This window comes from Rosistilla oblonga (assembly GCF_007751715.1).
In the GTDB taxonomy this organism is placed as follows: Bacteria; Planctomycetota; Planctomycetia; order Pirellulales; family Pirellulaceae; genus Rosistilla; species Rosistilla oblonga.
Genome location: NZ_CP036292.1, coordinates 3340097 through 3362483 on the forward strand (window position 1 = coordinate 3340097; position 22387 = coordinate 3362483).

Annotated in this window: 15 protein-coding genes; 4 read left to right on the forward strand and 11 right to left on the reverse strand. The window is 58.3% G+C overall.

The genetic code is table 11. The features are described from left to right. Positions 1-41 precede the first annotated feature (41 nt). The 3 genes from CA51_RS11870 to ilvN form a co-directional block, all read right to left on the reverse strand. Positions 42-1037: a DUF1573 domain-containing protein gene (locus CA51_RS11870; RefSeq protein ID WP_197451774.1), complete on the reverse strand. Its 996-nt coding sequence runs from the start codon at positions 1035-1037 to the stop codon at positions 42-44. 530 nt (positions 1038-1567) lie between these two features. Beyond that, complete coding sequence (gene ilvC, locus CA51_RS11875; RefSeq protein WP_145124131.1) at positions 1568-2572, reverse strand: ketol-acid reductoisomerase; 1005 nt, start codon at positions 2570-2572, stop codon at positions 1568-1570. Between the two features lie 133 nt (positions 2573-2705). Beyond that, on the reverse strand, positions 2706-3209 hold the full coding sequence (ilvN, locus tag CA51_RS11880; protein WP_145120814.1) for an acetolactate synthase small subunit: 504 nt from the start codon (positions 3207-3209) through the stop codon (positions 2706-2708). Between the two features lie 435 nt (positions 3210-3644). On the opposite strand from ilvN, the gene CA51_RS11885 reads away from it, so the two are divergent. The 3 genes from CA51_RS11885 to hemW are packed head-to-tail and all read left to right on the forward strand — an operon-like array spanning position 3645 to position 6462. After that, positions 3645-4454: a segregation and condensation protein A gene (locus CA51_RS11885; RefSeq protein ID WP_145120816.1), complete on the forward strand. Its 810-nt coding sequence runs from the start codon at positions 3645-3647 to the stop codon at positions 4452-4454. Between the two features lie 8 nt (positions 4455-4462). Continuing rightward, positions 4463-5302, forward strand: coding sequence for an MBL fold metallo-hydrolase (locus tag CA51_RS11890; RefSeq protein ID WP_145120818.1), 840 nt, complete (start codon positions 4463-4465; stop codon positions 5300-5302). Continuing rightward, positions 5293-6462, forward strand: coding sequence for a radical SAM family heme chaperone HemW (gene hemW, locus CA51_RS11895; RefSeq protein WP_231746140.1), 1170 nt, complete (start codon positions 5293-5295; stop codon positions 6460-6462). The genes CA51_RS11890 and hemW overlap by 10 nt, the downstream gene beginning before the upstream one ends. A 22-nt stretch (positions 6463-6484) precedes the next feature. On the opposite strand, the gene CA51_RS11900 is transcribed toward hemW, so the two are convergent. The 6 genes from CA51_RS11900 to CA51_RS26365 all read right to left on the reverse strand — a co-directional run bounded on the left by CA51_RS11900 (position 6485) and on the right by CA51_RS26365 (position 13424). Beyond that, the gene (locus CA51_RS11900; protein WP_145120819.1) at positions 6485-7795 is read right to left on the reverse strand and encodes a HEAT repeat domain-containing protein; all 1311 of its coding nucleotides are present in this window, start codon (positions 7793-7795) and stop codon (positions 6485-6487) included. A gap of 69 nt (positions 7796-7864) precedes the next feature. Then, the gene (locus CA51_RS11905) at positions 7865-8350 is read right to left on the reverse strand and encodes an FKBP-type peptidyl-prolyl cis-trans isomerase (RefSeq protein ID WP_145120821.1); all 486 of its coding nucleotides are present in this window, start codon (positions 8348-8350) and stop codon (positions 7865-7867) included. A 270-nt stretch (positions 8351-8620) separates the two neighbouring features. Then, positions 8621-11281 carry a pyruvate, phosphate dikinase gene (gene ppdK, locus CA51_RS11910; protein WP_145120823.1) on the reverse strand — a complete coding sequence of 887 codons (2661 nt, stop codon included), beginning with the start codon at positions 11279-11281 and terminating at the stop codon, positions 8621-8623. Positions 11282-11639: 358 nt separating this feature from the next. After that, entirely contained in the window at positions 11640-12485 is an 846-nt protein-coding gene (locus CA51_RS11915) for an NADP-dependent methylenetetrahydromethanopterin/methylenetetrahydrofolate dehydrogenase (RefSeq protein WP_145120825.1), read from the reverse strand. Positions 12486-12731: 246 nt separating this feature from the next. Next, entirely contained in the window at positions 12732-13226 is a 495-nt protein-coding gene (gene fae, locus CA51_RS11920; protein WP_145120827.1) for a formaldehyde-activating enzyme, read from the reverse strand. A gap of 63 nt (positions 13227-13289) precedes the next feature. Next, the gene (locus CA51_RS26365; RefSeq protein WP_261342925.1) at positions 13290-13424 is read right to left on the reverse strand and encodes a hypothetical protein; all 135 of its coding nucleotides are present in this window, start codon (positions 13422-13424) and stop codon (positions 13290-13292) included. A gap of 132 nt (positions 13425-13556) precedes the next feature. Between CA51_RS26365 and CA51_RS11925 the strand changes: the two genes are divergently transcribed. Further along, entirely contained in the window at positions 13557-14675 is a 1119-nt protein-coding gene (locus tag CA51_RS11925; RefSeq protein WP_197451775.1) for an ATP-grasp domain-containing protein, read from the forward strand. Here CA51_RS11925 and CA51_RS11930 read toward each other — a convergent pair. Beyond that, positions 14672-20536: an Ig-like domain-containing protein gene (locus tag CA51_RS11930; RefSeq protein WP_145120831.1), complete on the reverse strand. Its 5865-nt coding sequence runs from the start codon at positions 20534-20536 to the stop codon at positions 14672-14674. The genes CA51_RS11925 and CA51_RS11930 overlap by 4 nt on opposite strands. A 261-nt stretch (positions 20537-20797) precedes the next feature. After that, positions 20798-22288, reverse strand: a complete 1491-nt coding sequence (locus CA51_RS11935; RefSeq protein ID WP_145120833.1) for an arylsulfatase — start codon at positions 22286-22288, stop codon at positions 20798-20800. Between the last annotated feature and the right edge of the window lie 99 nt (positions 22289-22387).

The window sequence follows — 22387 nt, forward strand, 5'->3', positions numbered from 1 at the left end:
TTGGGGATTGCGACCGCCGCGAGTGTCGAAACCGCTATCAGCTACTTAGCGACGATTTGGCCAGCTACCAGAGCGCTGCCGGTGAGGTCGCCGGGCAGATCGGTATGGACGATCAATCGTTGGCTCTTCGAGCCCGCTTTATCACCCGCGGTGATCTTCAGTGGCAAGACGTGCATCTTCTTCGATTCTGCGTTGGCTTTGTATTCGATGCTGAAGCCTTCGGCCTTGATATCGGTCAAGCGGAACGGTTTATCGCTGCGAACAACCAACCGTTGCTCCGACGATTCGCCTGGTTTCAGGTTGCCGATCGCCATGACTTGCGGGCTGACGATGACTGCGGGTCGGACTTCGTAGGTGACTTCCAAAGGAACACGTGGCATCGCGCGGTCGTTGGTGATCACGACGATGTTCGTGTGTGCTTGGCCCGGTTCGGCGGCACCGTCGAACGCGACATTCAACTTGTAGGAAACGCGGCCTCCGTTGCGGGAAACCTCTTCGAACGCAGCGGCGACGTTGGGCGAAGGCGATTGGACTTCGACGATCTTCCAGTCGCTGCGGCCAGCGTAAGTAACACCGATCTCTTTGTGGACCGATTCACCCTGCATCACCGATCCAAATTCGACTTGTCCGGGATTGAAGACGATGTCGCGGCGGATGTAACCATCGACTCGCAATTGGACTTCGGCATAATACGGCTTGTCGATCACAACGGTCAGGGTCGCTCCCTTCTTGCCGTGGAACGAACCGGTGTTGAAGCGGGCCAGGATATGTCCTGTTTCGCCGGTCTTAAGCGTATGGTTTTCGATGATCGGGGTGGTGCAACCACAGCTAGCCCGAACCGTGGAGACGTGGACGTCTTCCTTATATAGGTTCTTGAACGGGAACCGGAATTCGGTTTTGGCTGCGACCGCGACCGTTCCAAACTCATGCTTCTTGACGGGAAACATGTTGTCAGCCCATTCGACTGCGCCAGCTTGCGGGGCGACCAATGCGATCAGCATCAACCCGCAAACGCCTCGTACCTTCAGAGTGTTCATCGTCTCAAATCCCCATCCAAAATGTTTGTGATCAAAGCCCTCGGTTTCGAGCCAGCATTTGACTGCCCCGGTAAATACGGTTTCCGATCCCTTTCCGGACAGCAACGCCACGGAAACCGTGTCGCGCGATCGCATCCTTGCAACTCAAAAACCCGCCAGAATCAACGAAGTCTAGAACGCTTAGTTGGGTTCCGAGGCTATTGCTACTATTTTACGCAACTATTTTTTTCAAAAAGTGCGTGACGTTTTCGGGAATGAATGTTTTGTCCGCAGCGGGACAGGCAGGATGTAACGACTGGGAGGGATGGTTAGCCTTTCTGTCTGCATGATAGTACCATTCCAGGGGCAACTCAACCATCACTCACGAGATCCTGCGTTGCCCAACATGTGGTCGCTTGGGGGGGAATCCTAAGTCGATTGCAGGTCGAAGAGGTTGTCCGATCGCGCGAAGGCGCCCGGGAAGATTTCACAAAAAAACCCAGATTTCTTGCGAAACCTGGGTGATCGTTTTGAGAGAGCGAAACAAGTGCCTAGACTTGCTTGTCGTCGATCCAGCTCATCAGCGAACGCAGACGCTTGCCGACGTTTTCGATCTCGTGACCTTGCTCCAGACGACGGGTCGTCTTGAACATCGCAGCACCGCCGCGGTTCTCCAAGATCCAGTTGCGAGCGAAGGTGCCGTTTTGGATTTCGGTCAGAACTCGCTTCATCTCTGCCTTGGTTTCAGGCGTGATGATTCGCGGGCCGGTGACGTAGTCGCCGTATTCAGCGGTGTTCGAGATGCTGTAACGCATGTAGCTAAGTCCGCCCTGGTAGAACAGGTCGACGATCAGCTTGACTTCGTGCATGCACTCGAAGTAGGCCATCTCGGGTTGGTAGCCAGCTTCGACAAGCGTTTCGAAGCCCGCTTTGATCAGTTCGCTCAAACCGCCACAGAGAACCACTTGTTCGCCGAACAGGTCGGTCTCGGTCTCTTCTTGGAAGGTCGTCTCGATAACGCCACCACGGGTGCCGCCGATGCCCTTGGCATAAGCCAGACCGATCTGCTTGGTCTCTTCGCTGGCTCCTTCGCCCAAAGCGATCAAGCTGGGGACGCCGCCACCCTTTTCGTATTCGCTACGGACCAAGTGCCCGGGGCCCTTGGGGGCGACCAACAGGGTGTCGACACCGGTTGGCGGTTCGATTTGGCCGAAGTGGATGTTGAAACCGTGCGAGCACATCAGGACGTTGCCTGGCTGCAGGTTGTCGCGGATCTGAGCCTTGTAGATGTCGCCCTGAACTTCGTCGGGGAGCAACAGGTTGACGACGTCGGCCTTGGCGGTCGCTTCGTCAGCGGACATCGGTTCGAAGCCGTGGCTCTTGGCCAAATCGTAGTTTGGTCCGCCGGGGCGTTGGCCGATGATCACATCGCAGCCGCTGTCGCGAAGGTTCTGCGCTTGGGCGTGGCCCTGCGAACCGTAACCAATAATCGCGATCGTCTTGCCTTTCAGGTGGGACAGATCGGCGTCGTTGTCGTAATAAATCGTGGCCGCCATGTGGAGTGTTCCTTGTGCTATCGTGGCGTAAGTCGGTTTGAACAATTGGACGATTTTCGGCTTGTATTCGACGGGGCGTTCCAGCGTCAGCAGACGCTTTGGCTCCATCGATGCCGGCGCGTTGAGAACGCGTTTATTCGACTGGCTCTTCGCTCACCGCACCGCTGCGGACCATGGCGATTCGCCCGGTTCGAACCAGTTCGATGATTCCGTAGGTTCGCATCCGTTCGATGAACGCTTCGACCTTGCTTTCGCGTCCGCTCATCTCGATCGTGATTTCGTCGGGACCGACGTCAACAATCCGGCCGCGGAAGATGTCGACAAGTTCGCGAACTTCCGATCGCGAAGGGCCAGGAGCCGCTTGCACCTTGCACAGCATCAAATCGCGTTCGACGAAATCGGTCGCACTGATATCCATCACGCGGACGACGGTCACAATCTTTTCCAGCTGCTTGCGGACCTGCGCCAGCGTCTTCTCGTCTCCCACCACGACAAAGGTCATGTGAGACAAGTGGGGATCGTCGGTTTCCCCGACTGCCAATGAGTCGATGTTGTATCCGCGCGAGGCCAACATCCCCGAGATGTGCGCGAGCACACCGGGAACATTCTGAACGAGGGCCGATAGAACGTGTCGCATGTTGTGTTTTTGGACCGTGGTTGAATCCAGGCTGAAGCCTGGCCGTGCGAGAAAAGACCGCATCATAGTTGTGGGTTTTCCTGGGGACAAGGGTTGGTAATCCGCCAAACGTGAATGAAAGTGTTTGTCGTTGCTGTGCGCTGCCGGAAATTGCGGCTTTCGCGGTAAATCGACTTGGGCAAACCGTTCGCCGAGGGCGAACTTTGAACGCTTGACTGAGACCCTTGCGGGCGGTTGAGGTTCATGGGATCGTGAGAGCTGCCCCATCGATTTTGAAGCCCGATCTGGCGTTCAAGGCGAAATAACGCCACATTAGTCGTTTGCCAACTATCGTTTTGGCACGCTAGAAAAGAGTCCGGTCGATCGTCGTCGACCCCCGCCGCGCCGGCCCAGTTGCCGCCGCGTCGTCCGGCAAATGCCTCGAAAGCTTTCCCCATGACCTTCCGAATCGATTTGCCAGCCTACCGCGGTCCGTTGGATCTGCTGTTGTATCTGGTCCGCCGCAGCGAGTTGGACATCACGACGATGTCGCTGGCAAATGTGGTCGACCAATACCTGGAATATTTGGAAGTTTTGCAGGATCTCGACGTCAACGGCGTCGGCGATTTCATCGATCTCGCCTCGACCCTGGTCGAATTCAAGAGCAAGGCGGTCCTTCCGCAGGCCGACGACGAACAGGAAGAAGAGGTCCTCGAAGACCCTCAGGAAGAGCTTGTCGAGCGGTTGTTGGAGTACAAGCGATTCCGCGACGCGTCGAGCATCTTGGACGAGATGGGAGAGCAGTGGCAGCAGCGGTATCCGCGGATCGCCGACGATCTTCCCCCCCGACAGATCGATCCCGGCGACCAACCGATCGCCGATCTGGAACTGTGGGATCTGGTCAGTGCTTTTGGCCGGATCATGCGCGAATCCTCGGGGCCCCCGCCAACACAAGTCGTCTACGACGACACGCCGATCCACGTCTACATGCAACGCATCCACGAACAATTGCTGAAGGTCGACGAGGTTCGCTTCTCCGACTTGTTCGACCTGGGGGCTCATAAGTCGGCGATGATTGGTATCTTTCTAGCGATCCTAGAGTTGGCAAGGCATTACGGTGTGTCGACCCGGCAGGAAGCCGGCGGCATTGATATCGTAGTCACCCGAGGTGAACGGTTCGAGACGGAGCTGAATGTAAGCGAGGTCGACAACTACGACGCCAGCGCCGTCGATGAAACGAACTTGCCCATTAAAAAGTCGTCTTGAGAGAGTTGATGTTCGAAAATATTCCGTTGCGGAAGTGTCAGCACGCCGGACTAACCATCGAAGGCTATTCGCGCGCCGCCGTGCAAACGTGTTGGCGCATCCCCGAACTGAAGTGTGGTTTTGATCTCGGCGTGCAGCCCTGGGACTTCATGGGAACGCCGACTTGGTTTGTCAGCCATACCCACCTGGATCACATCGCCGCGCTTGCTGTCTACGTCTCCCGCCGGCGGATGATGAAGATGGATCCGCCGGTGATCTATCTGCCAGCCAATTCGATCGATCACTGCCTGGCGATGCTTCGCAGCTTTACCCGCTTGGACAAAGGGGCGATGCCGTGCGAACTGCTACCGGCCGAGCCGGGGGACGAAATCGAACTCTCTCGCGAACTTGTCGTCAACGTCTTCCCGACCCGCCACACGATCACCTCGGTCGGTTATATGGTCAGCGAGCGGAGGAAGAAGTTAAAAGAAGAGTTTCAGGGACTGCAGGGGACCGAGATTCGCGATCTCCGCATGAAAGGCGTCGAGGTCTCGCACGAGACGCGGATGCCGATCCTCGCCTACACCGGCGACACCCAGCCGCGCGGACTCGATGACAATCCGGAGGTCTTCGATTGCAAGATCTTAATCGCGGAGATGACGTTCATCGCCCCGGACCACCGTAAAGAAAAGATCCATAAGCACGGCCACATGCATCTGGACGACTGGGTTGCGCGGAAGGATCGCTTTAATAATGAACTGATCATCGCGTCGCATTTCAGCACGCGTTACAGCGACCAACAGATTCGCCGGATGGTCGAAAAGAAACTTCCCGGGCTGTTGGGCGGCCGGTTGAACCTGTGGTTATAAGAAACCAAACCGATCTGGAATTGGAGGCTCCGGCGCGATTGGACACGCCGCGAGCGGCGTACGTCCATGTTCCGTTCTGCCAGCACCGTTGTGGGTACTGCAATTTCAGCGTTCTTGCGGGGCGGGACGATCTTGTCGACGCCTACCTCGACGCGTTAGAGGCTGAACTGACGCGATTGGTCGAACCTCGCACCGTCGACACGCTGTTCGTCGGCGGCGGCACTCCGACCCACTTCGACGCCCCTGCCCTTACCCGTTTCCTGCGTCTTGTTGGCCATTGGTTTCCCCTTTCCGGTGGCGCTACCGAGTTCAGTGTCGAAGCGAATCCGAACGATATCACGCAGTCGAAGCTGGATCTTCTGAAGCAATTTGGAGTCGATCGGATCAGTTTGGGAGTGCAGTCGTTCGACGCCGCCAAGCTGAAAATACTCGAGCGGACGCATTCACCCGGCGAAGCGAGGCGGGCGATTCAGTTGGCGGCAGAGACGATCGGGAACGTTTCGATCGACCTGATCTTCGCGACACCCGGCGAAACGCCCGACGCGTGGCGAGGCGATCTTCGCGATGCGGTCGCGATGCCGCTGAGTCATCTGTCGACGTACGGTTTGACGTTTGAAAAGGGGACGCAGTTCTGGAACCGGCTGCAGAAAGCGACGATCGCCACGGTGATCGAAGAGGACCAGTTGCAGATGTTCCGCGATGCGATCGCGATTCCCAAGGCCGCCGGTTTTGAACACTACGAAGTCTCCAACCACGCGATGCCGGGGCGGCGCTGCCAGCACAACATGGCGTATTGGCGGGGCGTTGGATGGTACGCTGCCGGTCCTGGAGCGGCGGCGTTTGTCGACGGTCGCCGCGAGGTCAACCATCGCAGCACGACAACCTATATCAAGCGGTTGTTGCGCGGCGAATCGCCGATCGCTGAGTCGGAGACGTTGACGCAGGAGCAATTGATTCGCGAGCGGGTAGCGTTTGGGCTGCGGATGTTGGCCGGAGTCGAACTGACCGAAGTGGGCCCGCTGCAAGTGATCGACCAGTTGCTAGGGAAGCAGTTTCAGATGCTGACCGAGATCGGGATGTTGACGCGAACCGACAATCGAATCGCTCTGACAGCCCAGGGGCTGTTCGTGAGCGATTCAGTGCTGTCGGAGATTCTCTAGCCGCAACGGTCGCCGCGGCGAGTTATTCCGCCGCCACATCATCCATGCTGGCCAGGTAACCCTTCATCCATTCCAGGATCTCTTCGTTGGAGATCGTCGCTTCGATGACTTCCATCGGTGCGGCGGAGACCGAGTGCAAGCAGCCTGCCAGCGAATCGATGATCTCATCCTCGGTGCGTCGCAGCGCGGTGACCAGGCGTCGGCAGATACTAGGCCCAGCCGGCGCCGCTTGCTCACCATATTCGGCGAGAGCTGCGGAGAGTGGGATCGCGGCGGACCATCGATTTTCGAGAAGATCGCCGACGTGTTCGAAGACGATTTCGTTAGGGTCGATCGCCATCAGCGCGATCCCTGCCGATGCGGCGATCATATCGACGCGGTGGGTCAGCAGATGTTCCAGGGCGGGAGCGGCACTCTGGGCGGCCGGCCCAATCGTGCGAAGCGCCTCGGCCGCGACCAGGACGACCTGTTCATCGCGCGATCGCAACATCTGGATCAACGCGGGAACAAAGGCTTCCCGCGACTCGTCGGTCCGATTGGCAACCTGTTCGGCCGCCAGGAACTGATACGATTCATTGGACGACACCATCTGTTCGGCCAGCTGCTGCATCGAGCTTTGCGGACCGGGAATCGTCGTCGCGTCGATGATCATCGTGCAGGCAGCGGGCATCGACTTCATCGCTTGTTTGAAAGTCACCTGCGCATCGGCTCGCAGCAGTTTTCCCCAAGCGGGATCGGTTTCGTTCCGCAGTCGGGCCAAACAGGCTGCGGCGTAACCGAGGTCGGCCGAGGTCAGGTAACCTAAAGTGCGGAGCGATTTGATGGTGGGAGCTGGCGTGCTGCAACACGATTCTTTGACGCTGCTGTTGCAGACGGCGACGACAAATCCGCCGCAAAGCGTTGCCAGTTCGGTGAGCCATTGTCCCTGATCGGGCATCTCGCGGCTGTCGAACTGTCGCAGGCGGTAGTGCGAGACTTCGTGAGCCAGCGTGGTGACCAACCGCGGCCCGTCGCTCAGTGCTGCTTGAGGGACTCGGACTTTCGGCGCGTCGCCAATTTGGTGAACCGCCGCGTCGGGACCGCCATCAGCGACCTCGATCGGCAAGCCGGAGACATCGACTTGCAACTGTTTGGCGATCCGCTGAGCTACCGTTGGCAGATCTTCGGCGGTCAGCGAGTCGGCGGGCAAAAAGACCGCCGGGTCGGTGACGATGGCCGTCTGTTGCACTACGGGGAGCGTCAACCGATCGACAAGATACCGCATCCGCAGTTCGATCTGCCCGCGTCGCGACGCCGTCAACGGTGGCTTTGCTTTGCCAAATCCAAATAACATCCTCAGCCACCTCTGGAAAACTACGTGATCCTTGCAGACGCCGCGTTGGCGCAACCTCGCGGAAGCGAACTAGTCGTGGTCGTGACCACCGTCACCGTGAGCATGTCCATGCTCGAGCTCTTCAGCTGTCGCGTCGCGGACTTCGCGGATCGTGACGTCGAAGGTCAACGTTTCACCCGCCAGCGGATGATTCCCGTCGACTTTGATCAATTCATCGCCGACCTCGGTGATCGAAAAGATCATCGGCCCGTCGGGCGTGTCGGCTTCGAACTGCATGCCGACTTCAAACTCGTCGACCTCTTCGAACTCATCGCGTGGGACTTCCTGCAACAGTTCGTCGGAACGCAAACCGTATCCGTCTTCTGGCGGAATGGTGATGTTCAGAGTGTCGCCAACCTTAAGTCCTTCGAGCGCCCGCTCGAGGCCTTCGATAATTCCGCCCTGCCCGTGTAGATACAGCAAGGGCTCGTGTCCCTCGGACGAATCGATCAGCTCGCCAGCGTCGTCGGTCAGTTTGTAATCGAACGCGACAACTTTGTCCGCTGTAATTTGCATCGGTTTGCTTTCTTAGAATGAAGTCGATATTGGGACGGGCGTGATTTGCGTCCCACGCCCGACAGGATACCACGAAATGCGATTTCGCATCGTGCGGGCGAGCCACTTTTTGCGACTTTGCCAACGAATCTTGCAACGGCAATATGCCCGAAACGCGTTGGCCGACGTCCGCCACAGTGCCGGATCGCACGGTTCGGATGAGAACAAAAAAACGGCCGACCCGAAGCCGGGCCGGCCGTTGCATTATCGATCGTTAAAAGCTCTCAGCGATTACTTCTTCAGAGCAGCTTGAGCAGCGGCCAGACGTGCGATTGGCACGCGGAATGGGCTGCAGCTGACGTAATCCAAACCAACTTCGTGGCAGAATTGGATCGAAGCTGGGTCGCCACCGTGTTCGCCACAGATGCCGCACTTCAGTCCCTTCTTGCTGCTGCGACCCTTCTTGACGCCCATCTCGACCAATTGGCCGACACCGGTGGTGTCCAGCGATTGGAAGGGGTCGCCGTGCAGGATGTCCTGCTTCAGGTAATCGGGCAGGAAGGTGTTGATATCGTCGCGGCTGTAACCGAACGTCATCTGCGTCAGGTCGTTGGTACCGAAGCTGAAGAAGTCGGCGTCTTGAGCGACTTCGTCGGCGGTCAACGCAGCGCGAGGAATCTCGATCATGGTACCGATCAGGATGTCCAATTCGCCGTCGAACTTCTTGGCGGCCTTGGTCGCTTCGATGGTCGCTTCGACCTTTTCGCGAAGCATCGACAATTCGGCGCGAGTACCAACCAACGGGATCATGATCTCCGCCTTGGCATCGACCTTCTTGTTGACACAAGCGATCGCAGCTTCGGTGATCGCGGTGACCTGCATCTCGAGGATTTCGGGATACGTGACGCTCAAACGGCAACCGCGGTGACCCAACATTGGGTTCATTTCGTGCAGCTGTTCAGCACGCTTCTTGACTTCGGCAGTCGAGATTCCCAACGCTTCGGCCATCTCTTTTTGAGCGGCTTTTTCGTGTGGCAGGAATTCGTGCAATGGTGGATCCAACAGACGGACGGTTACCGGCAGTCCCTTCATCGCGGTGAAGATGCCGACGAAGTCCTTGCGTTGGAACGGCAACAACTTAGCCAATGCCTTGCGGCGATCCTCTTCGGTCGTCGCCAGGATCATCGCACGCATGTGACCGATACGGTCGCCTTCGAAGAACATGTGCTCGGTGCGGCACAGTCCGATGCCTTCTGCGCCAAACGCGCGAGCACGCTTGCTGTCTTCAGGCGTATCGGCGTTGGTGCGAACACCCAGGGTGCGATACTTGTCGGCCCATTCCATCACGGTACCGAAGTCGCCGCCCAACTTAGGCTCTTGGCGATCGACAGCACCTTCCATGACTTCGCCGCTGGTGCCGTCCAGGCTCAACGTGTCGCCAACACCGTAGGTCTTGCCGTTGACGGTGATCTTCTTGGTCTTCTCGTTGATGTCGACATCGCCGGCACCGGCGACGCAGCACTTGCCCCAACCGCGAGCGACAACTGCCGCGTGGCTCGTCATACCACCGGTGCTGGTCAAGATACCCGCAGCGGCGTGCATGCCGTCGACGTCTTCGGGGCTGGTTTCTTTACGGATCAAGAGGACCGATTCGCCAGCTTCCGCACGCGCCTTGGCGTCCGCAGCGGTGAACGCCAATTGGCCAACCGCAGCACCTGGCGAAGCGGGCAGACCCGTTGCCAAGACGTTGGCTTTCTTCTTCGCCGCAGGGATGAAGCTTGGCAGCAGGCACTGGGTCAAGTCGCCAGCGGGGATACGCAGAACAGCGGTCTTCTCGTCGATCAGTCCTTCTTTGACCATGTCGACGGCGATCTTGACGGCAGCGATACCGGTTCGCTTTCCGTCGCGGGTCTGCAGCATGTACAGCTTGCCCTTCTCGATCGTGAACTCGATGTCTTGGACGTCTTTGTAGTGCGATTCCAGCTTGTCTTTGATCGCGATCAGTTCGGCGTGAACAGCTTTGTTCCACTTCTTCATCTCGATCACTGGCAACGGGGTGCGGATACCCGCGACCACGTCTTCGCCTTGAGCGTTGATCAAGAACTCGCCGAAGAACTTGTTTTGACCGCTGGAAGGATCGCGAGTGAACGCAACGCCGGTTCCGCTGTCGTCGCCCATGTTGCCATAGACCATCGATTGAACGTTAACCGCGGTGCCCAACAGGCCGCGGATGTTTTCGATCTCGCGATAGCGAACGGCGCGTTCGGTATTCCAGCTGCCGAAGACAGCTTCGATCGCCAGTTGCAACTGGTGGATTGGATCCTGAGGGAAATCTTCGCCGCCGTGCTTCTTGAAGACAGCTTTGTAAGCTTCGCACAGTTCCTTCAAGCCTTCAGCTGGCACGTCGGTGTCCAGATCGACTTTGTATTTGGTCTTGATCTTGTCGAACGCGTGCTCGAATTCTTCGTGATCGATTCCCATCACGACGTCGCCGTACATGTTGATCAAGCGGCGGTAAGCGTCGTAAGCGAAGCGTGGGTTGTCGGTCGCTTTGGCCAAACCTTCGGTGGCGGCGTCGTTGAGACCCAGGTTCAAGATCGTGTTCATCATACCGGGCATCGAAACCGCAGCACCCGAGCGAACCGAAACCAGCAATGGGTTCTCGTCGTCGCCGAACTTCTTGTCCAATTCCTTTTCCAGGATGGCAACCGCTTCGTTGACTTCGTCCATCAAGCCCTTAGGCAATTGCTTGCCGTTCTTGTAGTACGAATCGCAGCAGGCGGTGGTGATCGTGAAACCGGGAGGAACGGGCAGGCCGATGCGAGTCATCTCTGCCAGGTTGACGCCTTTGCCGCCCAACAATTGCTTGCCTTCGCCTTGGCCTTCGGTCTTGGTCTTACCGAAGTAAAAAACCATTTTGCTGGAAGCACCAGCCGCTTTCTTCTTTGCCATCTTTAATAGCCTCTGCGTGAGTATGGGGTAGTTGTATCGATCAAACGAGTGAAATCTGTACGCTCAGCGCAACGTTGCTGTGGCTAGATAGGGCCGGACGTTCCGAGCGGAACATCGATGAGCGCGATAGAATTTTGTTAAGTTCGCAATCGGAAGCGAATACCTGGTGTCGCGGGTTCGACTTGTTGGGTAATCATCCAAACGGAAATCCGGAGAGCACTCGACGCGATCCCTAAGGCTCTCGAAGGAGCCGATCGCCCCCTTCGGAGGTCCATTAGTTGGGAAAATGTAATTTGTAACGCCAAAGACGTCAATATCCCGCGATTTTGCCCTCTCGCTCCTAAACTGCTTAATCGGCTTAAACGGTTTGCCCGATTGCATAGATTGCTTCGGCATCGAGCTGCTGATCGTTGGATTCGAAGAGTCGCTGGATCGCGGCGCGATGAATTTTCATCTTCGTCCCGCCGACCCCAATCGCTCCATAATCAATCCGGTCTTGCCGCGATTTGCCGCGATCCATCACGTCGATCCCCTCGATGCCAACCGGGGGCACCGCGTTCAGATCGATCGCCAAACGAACGTTTGAGCCAGCCAATTCGTCGGTGCTCAACAGCTGAACTCCCGCCGCGCCGCAGGCAAATACCGCGTCGCAGCCGTCGATCGCTTCGCTGCCGACAACCGCACTCAATCGCTGGCCGCAATCGATTCTCGCGGAAATCGCATCGCAAACCGCCCTCGCGCGATCGATTTGCCGCGAAGACAATCGGACCGTGGCCCCCGCTTGCAGCAGCAGTCGAGCGACGCGTTGCCCCACCGGTCCGGTACCTCCCAGAACCAATGCGGTTGTTTGGCTCAGATCAAGATGTTTTGCGGCGCGCAGCACCGCTGCGGCAGCCGTTGTGTTGGCACCGTTGGAATCGAGCATCACCGAGACCCGCATCGGACCAAAAAAGCACTTCTCAATTCGTTCGTAGACAGCTTCCCCCGCCGCTACGTCGCTGCCACCGACAAAAATTGCTGTGCGATGCAGATCCTCGGGGCCGCGAGTAAACATCGCTCCGTGAACCAGTCCCTCGACGTTTTCAGTGTTTACGTTGCCGTATTGCAGCAGCGTATCGACCCCTGCATCGGTTGCAACCACTGCATCAAACGAACTGGCATGCGAATCGGTGTCGAACTGCAACAGGATCTTTGGCTTGGTCATCGGGAGCTCGATCGGGTTGGCGGGTTGGAAATTGGGCACCAGGCAACAAAAAACCCTCGATGAATCATCACCGAGGGCTTTTACAAGTGCATCTCGCGAGCACGCTGCGGCGGACGAACTGTTCCGACGCGCTCCGTTCTTCGCCGCATCGACGCACGGCTGACGCGCGTCGACGGGGATGCAGAGGGTTGGCAAAGCAGAGGCGGCTGGCAAATCGGCCCACCGCCATCGTCGGTAAGACTTTGCTTAGAAGCCCTTGAACGGATGATCGACATCCTTTTGAGCCAGCATTTCGTCGGCCGATGGCTTGTTGCCCATCGCATTGACGATCGCCATCTTGGTGGCGCTGTAGTTGTAGTCGTAGATCTTCTTGTTGTCTTCGGCTTCGGGGTGAATGAAGACACCGCAGACGATCACGAGGTTTTCAGCTTGGTCGGCTGGGATCACGCCGTCGCCAACCGAATCGGCAACTGCTTTGGCAACCGCAGCTTGTGCGGGGCCAAACATTTGAACCGCTTGCTTCATTCCCTTGATGGTTACTTTGGTGACCATCACGGTAGCTGGTTTGACGGCAACGTTAGGAGCCAAAACGGCCAGCAGGTTGGTGTGACCTTCGCTTTGGTTTGCCAAGGCGTTGGCGAACGCGACGCCAACAGGTCCGTCTTTGCTACCGATCATCAGGTCGATGTGCGCGATTTCGTTGCCATCGCCATCAAGTGCTTCGCCGATGTAAAATTGCATTCGAGTTTTCTCCAGCCAACGGTTGTTGAATTGCTCGCCTGGGAGTCGGCGAAACATGGTGGACTACGAGCCAGCGGCGATCCCCAACAGAAGGTTGGTCAGTCCAAAGATCGTCGGCGAGATTCCCAGCAGAGTTCTGATCGGAATGCCTCGCTCGCGCTTCGGGCTGGTGAAACACAACAAATTGTTGCCTTCCACGGTGACTCCACTCAGCTACTAAGAACCACAAAAGTTACCAGAGTCGCTGGCCACTGCAAATCCCCGAAGCTCGCGATTTCCACCTCTTGCGGTGCAAAACAACCAACAGCCCTCGTTATTGAAGTACCAGTCGTGTCATCTTCCGCCGCCGGGAATATCGTTTTCGTGGGAGCAACCGCCCGCGCCGCGGCTCAGTCCGCACGCCGCAGCGGGCTGCGCGTCGCTGCGATCGATCTCTTTGGCGACCGCGATCTACGCGAGGCCTGCGATCGTTGGTCTCCGCTGCGAAGCGACCGATCGCTTACCGAACAGTTAGCTGGCGAGTCCGTCGACGCGGTGGTTCCGCTGGGCGGACTGGAAAGTCGTCTTCTCGAACTCGATGCGTTGCGGAAGACGCATCGTCTGTTCGGCGCTACCGCGCAACAGATCCGCCAGTTAAACGATCCTGCTTGGCTCGATCGAGCTGCCGAAGTCGCGGACCTCGCGCGTCCGCCGCGTTGCACGCACAAGCCGTTGCCGACCAGCGGATGGCTTTTCAAACGAGCGTTCTCCACCGGCGGGCTCGGCGTTTTCCCCGCCACTCAAATGCCAGCGGGCTCCGATCCAAGCGCTTGGTTCGAATGCCAGATTCCCGGTCGCAGCTTCGGCGTCAACTTTCTCGCATCCCGCGACCGTGTCGACTCGATTGGTGTCGCGGCGAGTTTGCGAAGCCGCCAGCGGCCGAAGCCGTTTCAATACGAGGGATCGATCGGTCTGCTGACGCTTCCTGATTCGCTGCAGCAACGTGTGCAGAGGCTGGCGGAATACATCGTCCAAGAAACCCAACTCCGCGGTCTGTTTGGGATCGATGTGATCGTCGATCCGGCGAAACGGATCTGGTTGTTGGAGCTGAATCCGCGCTGGACCGCGTCGATGGAATTGTTCGATCGCGGCTCCACTTCGCTGCTGCAACGTCACATCGCTGCATGCAAGGAGGAGGAAGTTGCGGCGATCGAAAAATCGAAAACGCTGATCGGGAAACGCGTATTGTACGCCGATCACGCGATCCGGTTTGCGTATCAGCCGCTTCGCGACGCGTTGCCCGATGCGATTGAGATCGCCGACATCCCTGCGGATAGCAGCGAGATACTCGCTGGCGACCCGGTCTTCACGCTGATCGCGTCGGGACCAAGCCCGCGCGAGATCGCCAATCGGTTGGCGGTCGCGCGGCAAATCAGCCAGCGAATCATCGAACCGCTGGGCTCGAATTAAAACATCTCCTGCAGTGCTCGATCGACATCGTCGGCCGATGGCGTCCGTCGCGTTCCAGCCTCCAAGGTCTCCGACATCAGCGGGCTGTCGCCATGATCTAAGCCGAGCGCATGCGCCTGTTCGTGCAAGATCACCGACAACAGGTCGATCGCACCGGAGACCTCGGATTGGCTGCCCGGTTCAAATTCTTCGTCGTCCAACGGCGTGGCGTCGACGAACCATCCGAACCCTGCGGCATCCGAATCGATAGCGATCCGATCGTTGAGAGCGCGTCCCAACACGTCCCCTTGGAGGTCAGCGACTTCGATTGAAAGAGAACGCAAGCGATCGAGTCCCGAAGCACTCAAGCCGGCTTGTTGCCATACGTCCAAGCTGGCCGCGTAGAGTCCGCTCAGCTCAGCTTGCGAAACCTCAGCGGGAGCGATCGCCGAAGGCGTTCCGGCGGCTCGCAGCGGGTACGAGACACCATCTTCGTTGCGAATCGTAATCGTCGTCGACGCGTTGGCACCAACCGCTTCGATTTGGATCACGCGGTCTGCGTTTTCGATCTCCTGGTTATTGATCGCTTGGATCAAGATCGACGCTGACGTCGCGTCGGCTGGGATCACGATCCGCTGGCTTTGCATCGTGAAGTGCTGGCCAGGGATCGCCGAGCCAGAGAAGCTGAGTTCGACGACGGTTTCGGTCTGCAGAGCCGACGAGAGGACAGCGGTCAGCCGGCTGTAGCCGCCATCTTCGATGATCTCTGCAAATTGAGCGACCAGAGAAACCGTGGGGGCATCGTCGTCGACGATCGTCACGCTCAGCGGTGTCTGCGCCGCGGCGGTTGCTCCGCTGGCGGAGAAGATCTCGACGTTCACCGTTTCGGCGTTATCGTCCAACAAATCGTCGATCGATGTCGCGGTAACCGAACCTGTCAGATTCCCCGCGGGGATCACGATCTGCGTTGGGGTGATGTAGTCGGCGTCGCGAGTTGCGGTTCCGCTGAACGCCAATTCGACGATCACGTCGTTTGCGGAAGCCGAATCGAGCGTGGCGGTGAAGGTCACCGAACCACCATTCTCGGGCATCGAAGTCGCCGAAGCCGACAACTGGACGACCGGTGGCGTGGCATCGACGTCGACGAGGTTGATCGTCGTCGATTGCAGCCCCAGTTCCGACGCTCCGCTGGTTCCCAACACGTCGACGATGATCGCTTCATCGGGTTCGTCGATGCCGTCGGCGACGGTCAACAAGTTCAGCGAAGCTGTCGTCTGGCCAGCGGGAATCGTCAGCACCGCGGCGCCGTTGAAATCTTCACCACGCGTTGCCGTTCCGGAATCGTAGCCCAGCGAGACGATCACATCTTGATCGGTCGCCCGCGAAAGAGTCGCCGTCACCGTCGCGGCGTCTCCTTCGATCACCGACGCGGGTGTCGAAGAGATCTGCAGCGTTGGCACCTGTTCATCATCGTCGTCGATGATCGTGACAGTCGCCTGTTGTTGCCCGTTTTCGGTTGCACCAACGACGTCGTCGATCGTCAACGCGATAAGCTCGCCATCCCCTTCGTCGATCTCATCGTTCAGGCTGGCGATCGTTGCGGTGGCTGTCAATGAACCGGCGGGAATCGTCAACTGGGTTGTGGAGATCGTGTAGTCGGCGTTGCGTGTCGCCGCTCCGGCAAGCCCCAGCGTGACGGTGACTCCTGTTTCTAAAACCTCCGACAGTCTGACGGTGACGACCGATGTATTGGAGTTTGCGTTTTCGGTAATCGCAGTTTGTGAGACCGACATCGAAACGGTAGCCGTTGGGCTGACCGCGTATTGGAAATTGCCAAAGTCGTTGTCGACCGCAGCATCGCCATCGTCGAGCGTCAGCAGATAAAATCCAGGATCGTCCGAGACGGTGGTGGTGTGGATGTTGACACCGCCAGCGGCAAAGGCGACGACGTAATCGAGTTGGTCGTCGCCGTCGAGATTCGCCACGGCAATCGATTTGGCGAGCATCGGGTTGAAGTTAGGAATCGTCTGCCCCAGCTGCTGCGACGAATGGGGGAACGTCCCATCGCCATCGTTGAGCCACAGCGATTCGCCGCCGACGCGATTGGCGATCAACAGATCGGGGGCTCCATCGCGATTGAAATCGGTGACATCGATCGCTTCGGGACGCTCTCGCAGGTCGTCGACCTCACCGGTGTTGACGGCTTTGGTTTCGAGTGCTGTAAAGCCGCCGCTGCCATTGCCTCGGTAGCTGCGGACGGTATCGGTTCCCGAGTCGGCGACAACCAGGTCGTCGTTGCCGTCCCCATCGATATCGACCAACCGGACGTCGGTCGGATTGGTCAGCCCGGTGATCGAATTGCGGAGTGCAAACGCGCCGCCAGATCCCGTGTAAATCGAAACGCTGCCGGATCGGTAGTTGGCAACCGCCAGGATATCGCCAGCCCCGCTCGCCAATTCACCGAGTGACAAAGAGACCGGTTCGTCGCCGGCGGCCAATGGAATCGGCGATGTGAAGCTGCCGCCGCCGAGTCCCATTAGGATCGATAGATTGTCGGAACGGTGGTTGGTGACAACGAGATCGACGTTGCCGTCACCATCGAAATCGCGAGCCGCAAGATCCGAGGGACCATCGCCCGCCGGAATGAACTGCCATGAAGGATTGAAACCCGCGCCGGTGCCGACAAACATCTGCAGCCCGTTTGCGCCAGCCGCGCCGCCAGGGATTCCCGCCGATGCAACGACCAGGTCGACGATCCCGTCGCCGGTAAAGTCGCGGTCGGCGACAACCGCGTGCGGACGTGCGTCCCGGGGCAGAGCCAGAGTCGATTGAGCGAAATTGCCGCTTCCGTTGTTGGTCAGCAACGCGATGTTCGATTCGCGGAGCTTGGAGTTGGAGTATTCGTTGGCGACGATCACGTCGAGGTCGCCATCGGCATCGATGTCGGCGACCGTCGTAAACCCAGCATAATCGCCGGTGTCGATCGAAATCGAGTCGCTGTTGATCATCTGCGGATAGCTCTGTCGCCAGCCGGTTTGAGCGAGCTCGCGGACGCTGTAATCACCCGCCAACAGGTCTTCAAATAGGTAAGCACCTTGGGCATCGGTCAGCGTTGTCGGTTCGCCGGTGTCCAGGCTTCCGTTGTTGTTCAGATCCAAATAGATCGTCCAATCGGGGAGCGTCGGTTCGCCGGCGTCGCGAGCTCCGTTGTCGTTCAAGTCGTGGAACTTGACACCGCTGATCGACGCGGTGCCGCCCGTTCCGCCGCCACCGGTGTTGGTGATCGTAACGGTGACGGTTCCGACAGCTTCGAGGCCAAATTGATCGGCGACGGTATAGGTGAAGGTCTCGGTCCCGGTGATGCCTGCAACGGGCGTGTAGTTCACTCCCATCGCCCCCGCGGCGACGCTAACCGTTGCACCGCGGCTTCCATCGCTGACCTGGCTGATCTGGACCGTCTCGCCGGGAACACCTGCCTCACCAAGCCCTGGGCTGATAACGCTGGAAAGATCGATCATGATCGAACTGGTCGTCGTGGTGTTGATCGTTGCCGATCGATCGCCCGCCACCGGTTCGTCGTTGATGCTCAAGATATCGATCGTGACAATCGCTTGCTCGCTCGGATTGCTGCCATCGGTCATCGTGTAGCGGAAGGAATCGGCAGCCGTTCCGAACTGGTTTTCGGGCGGCGTATAGACAAACGTTCCGTTGGCTTGCAGCGCGACAGTCCCCTGCGTCCCCGCGGTATCGATCGACACCAAACGCTTCGTGCCCGTGGTGATCGTGTCGTTATCAAGCAGCGCCGCGGCGACGCTGAACGTCGTCGCAGTGTCTTCGTTGACCATCAGGGTGTCGGGTTCCGCCACCGGCCTGCCCGCATTGATGATCACGACGTCGATCACCGTGTTGCCGGTATCGATCCCATCGGAGAAGGTGACGGCGATCTGATCGGATGTGGCGGCGGTGTCGGGAGCTCGATAGACCAAGTTGCCACCGGTCGAATCGACAGCTTGCCCCAGCGTTGCGGAAACCTCGGTGATACTGATGCCGCGGGCTTCGTTGGCTGGTTGAGGCAGCAAAAACGAGGTGTAGGGAATCGCGATCGTTTCGCCGCGAGGAACGGTCACGGTGATCCGTTCGGCGGTTGGCGGATCGTTGATCGAACGGACGTCGACGACCACGGTTCCGGTGGCAAACTGAGTCCCGTTGCTGATCTCGTACGTGAACGTGTCGCTGCCAAAATAGTTGGCGGCTGGTTGATAGAAGACTTCCCCTTGCACGATGCTTGCCGTGCCGTGGCTGGCTGGCCCGACCGACAACAGATTCAAAACATCGGGCGACGGCAGGTCGTTGGCTAAGACATCGATCGGCGTCGCAGCTGCATCCTCGTCGATCGAGACATTGTCCGTGACCGCGGTCAGTGACAATTGAGTTGGAATCACGAACCGACCGACCGCCAGTCCGGTCCGTTCGTCTTGGGGCGTTATCGGATCGTCGACCAACCCGATCGAGATCATGTCGGGCGTTAATGCGATATCCGAACTGGCGCTGGAACCGTACAGCGAGATCTCCGATCCGATCGGATTGTCGGGCAGATCGAGCGTGAAGCGGACGTTGTCTTGTGCCCGAACCGCCTGCATTTCGATGCTGAATGCTTCGAAACGATCTAGCAGCGTTGGATTGTTGGGATCGTACAGACCATTGGTTTGAGCGGGCCCCACGCCGCCGATCTCGTCGAATGTCTCGAGGTTTCCCGGGTTGTAGACGCCCGAACGAACGTCGCCGTAAACGACCCTGTCGTTCATCGACGAGCTACGGAAATCGATGTTGTAGAGCAGAGAGTTGGGATTGATCTGCGTATTGTCGGGACTCGTGTAGACAGGGACTTCGGTAACGTTTTGGGTCACCGTCGCACCGGTCAAGGTGTTTGTATTGACAAGCAAATTGGGGATGTTGACAAATTCGGCGCTCTCGCCGGTAAAGCGAATGATATAGCGGAACGGATCGCCGGTGCCGACGATCGGGACGCCTCCGCCATCGATATCGCGAGAGGACCGCGCCGCTTGGCTTACCGAAACCGTATCCGCTCCTAAACCAAGCCCTTCTTCGATCGCAAATTCGATCGCCCGCTCGGGATCGTTGGTCAGCGTCGGCACGTTGGGATCGGTGCTGCTGACAAGGACCTCGGCGATCCGATCGGGCTGGTTGTCGAACGCCAACGTCAGCGAACCGCCAGCATCGACAAGGTTTTCCGATAGTTCGATGATCTGCGTTTCGCTGAGCACCGGTCGGAATGAATCGATACCGGTCGCCAAGATGTCGACGTACAGCGAAAACGCGCCGAATCGGTTTTCGAAGATCGAACGCTGATCGGTGTAGCGGACCTCGAGATCAAACTTGTCGCCAACGTTGACTTCGAAGTTGCGCGAGCCGTCGGCTAACAGCGAAGTCCCATCCTGCGTGACGTCGAGCTCGATATCCAACAATGGATCGGGTTCGGCTTCGCCAAGCGTCAAGCGGTTGATCACGATCAACGCATCCAATGGCGTCAGGCGTCCATCGGCGTTGACGTCGGTGAAACGATGCGCCGCGGAGTCGTTCGGATCGGATTCCCCTTCGCCGCCGCGAGCCAATTGGTTCAGAACGATCAGCGCATCGCTGGGGGTGATTCGGAAGTCGGCGTTGACGTCTTCTGCGACCAGATAATTGTGGTTGGATACCATCGACGTCGGTGCCAGGTCGGCGGCGAGCAATTGTCGCGGTTCGAGTGACTCGGCGACCAAACGACGCAGCTGATTCAGCTTGCGACGCGGCCCGGCTGCTCGGTTCGACTTGCGATCGCTGCCGTTGCCAAAGAGGCGTCCTTTATTGTTCACCGCCATAACGTCTTTTGCCTGTCTATATTTAGGTGGATTTGGGCCGCCGAGAGCAGCACGCCTCGCGGAAACCGAGGCTTTTGCAAGTTCCTGGGACAAATCAGGAGGGACCGGAACAGCGCGGACGGGGGGATTCCGAAGTGCGCACGGCCCGTGGCACAATCTAATCAAAGGTGGGGATTAAAGCACCGGATTTGCCGGAAAAAATCCTCTAACCGGACTGTTTTGCTGAGTGCTCGTGCACTCAGACGCTGCGAATTTGCAGGATTACAGCCGTGGAGACTGCCAGCTTGGAATCCCCTGATCCTGCTTCTGACGCTCAAACGCGACGTGAAACGGCCGCGTCTTGGACATCGGAGCCGTCTCGTTGACCATCATCGGACGGGTCTTTTGCCACCAAGCGTCGTACGCGTCGCGCATCGCTTGGACGACTTCCGGATGCTGGTCGATCACGTTTGTCTTCTGCCCCGGATCGGCTTGCATGTCATATAAAGCCTTCCCCTCGACCAAGCGGAACCGCTGATTGCGAACCGAAAAGTTTTTCCATTGAGATTCGTTTGGCTCCTCGCCCGTTTTCCAGCGACCCTTGTGAGTGAACAGATAGCGATCCTCCCAATCGGCCTGCGGGTTTTCGATCAGCGGCAGCAGGCTGCGTCCTTCGACCTGTCCCTTTGGCAGCGTTCCACCAGCCAATGCGACAAGCGTCGGAAAGACGTCCAGGTGAGCTGCGATCCGGTCGACGTCTTGCCCCGCCGCGACATGTCCATCCCAGCGGACGAAAAACGGCACGCGGCAGCCGCCTTCGTCGACACTCCCTTTCAGCCCCTTCATGCCAGCGTTGTAGGGACGCATCAATGTCCCATCGGCCAGCGTTCCCATCGGTTGGTTGCCGCGGCCCGATCCGCCGCCGGTCATCCCGTTGTCGCTCATGAAGATCAACAGCGTATCTTCCTTCATGTTCCATTGCTCCATCTTCGCCAGCAGCTTGCCGACATTTTCGTCGATGTTTTCGATCATCCCGTAGAACCCCGCTTGGTCGTCGGTGAAACCGAGGTCGGTAAAGCGTTTCGCGTTTTTGGCGGGGGCGATAAATGGACTGTGCGGCGCGTTGGTCACGATGTAGGCGAAGAACGGCTGCTTCTGATCGTGCTGCTTTTTGATCCAGCCCAACGCGGCGTCGAAGAACAGATCGGTGCAGTAGCCATCGGTTTGAACGAACTTCCCGTTGTGTCGCAGCACGGGATCGAAGTACTTGTTGCCGGGGGCGTCGGCGCAACTGCAGTCGTACGCTTGGCCGATCCCACCGGCGCCGTGGATGAACGCTTCGTCAAAGCCACGGTTTTGGGGCTGATATTCATCCTCGTCCCCCAGGTGCCACTTACCGAAGATCCCCGATCGATAGCCCGCTTGGCCAAGTACCTGAGGCAGCGTGGTCGCATCCAACGTCATCCGCTCGCGTTCGAGAATCGTATGCGTGACGCCGTTTTGCATCGGGTGCCGGCCGGTCATCAACGCCGATCGCGTTGGCGCACATGTCGGTGCGACTAACATCCGCGTAAACCGGGTGCTCTGATCGTAGAGAGCGTCGAGGTTGGGAGTCTGAATCCAGGGATGCCCATGACGGCCGACGGGACCGTAACCCTGGTCATCGGTCATGACCAGAATGATGTTCGGTTTGGAATCGGCCAATGGTGCCGCGGCGGATATGCCTTGGCAGAGTGTCACTACAGCGGCTGTCACTAAAAAGGGGCGAATCATAGGTATACGGACTCCGCAATAAGTCGTGAGTAAGGCATGGGAGAATTGCAAAACCGTCGCAACGGGCTTTGCGGAAGACACTCTGCCCGTATCAAGGGA

Excerpts from the sequence above, each read along its gene's own strand:
- CA51_RS11870 (WP_197451774.1), bottom strand. The coding sequence starts at position 1,037 with ATGAACACTCTGAAGGTACGAGGCGTTTGCGGGTTGATGCTGATCGCA.
- ilvC (WP_145124131.1), bottom strand. The coding sequence starts at position 2,572 with ATGGCGGCCACGATTTATTACGACAACGACGCCGATCTGTCCCACCTG.
- ilvN (WP_145120814.1), bottom strand. The coding sequence starts at position 3,209 with ATGCGACACGTTCTATCGGCCCTCGTTCAGAATGTTCCCGGTGTGCTC.
- CA51_RS11885 (WP_145120816.1), top strand. The coding sequence starts at position 3,645 with ATGACCTTCCGAATCGATTTGCCAGCCTACCGCGGTCCGTTGGATCTG.
- CA51_RS11890 (WP_145120818.1), top strand. The coding sequence starts at position 4,463 with ATGTTCGAAAATATTCCGTTGCGGAAGTGTCAGCACGCCGGACTAACC.
- CA51_RS11900 (WP_145120819.1), bottom strand. The coding sequence starts at position 7,795 with ATGTTATTTGGATTTGGCAAAGCAAAGCCACCGTTGACGGCGTCGCGA.
- CA51_RS11905 (WP_145120821.1), bottom strand. The coding sequence starts at position 8,350 with ATGCAAATTACAGCGGACAAAGTTGTCGCGTTCGATTACAAACTGACC.
- ppdK (WP_145120823.1), bottom strand. The coding sequence starts at position 11,281 with ATGGCAAAGAAGAAAGCGGCTGGTGCTTCCAGCAAAATGGTTTTTTAC.
- CA51_RS11915 (WP_145120825.1), bottom strand. The coding sequence starts at position 12,485 with ATGACCAAGCCAAAGATCCTGTTGCAGTTCGACACCGATTCGCATGCC.
- fae (WP_145120827.1), bottom strand. The coding sequence starts at position 13,226 with ATGCAATTTTACATCGGCGAAGCACTTGATGGCGATGGCAACGAAATC.
- CA51_RS11930 (WP_145120831.1), bottom strand. The coding sequence starts at position 20,536 with ATGGCGGTGAACAATAAAGGACGCCTCTTTGGCAACGGCAGCGATCGC.
- CA51_RS11935 (WP_145120833.1), bottom strand. The coding sequence starts at position 22,288 with ATGATTCGCCCCTTTTTAGTGACAGCCGCTGTAGTGACACTCTGCCAA.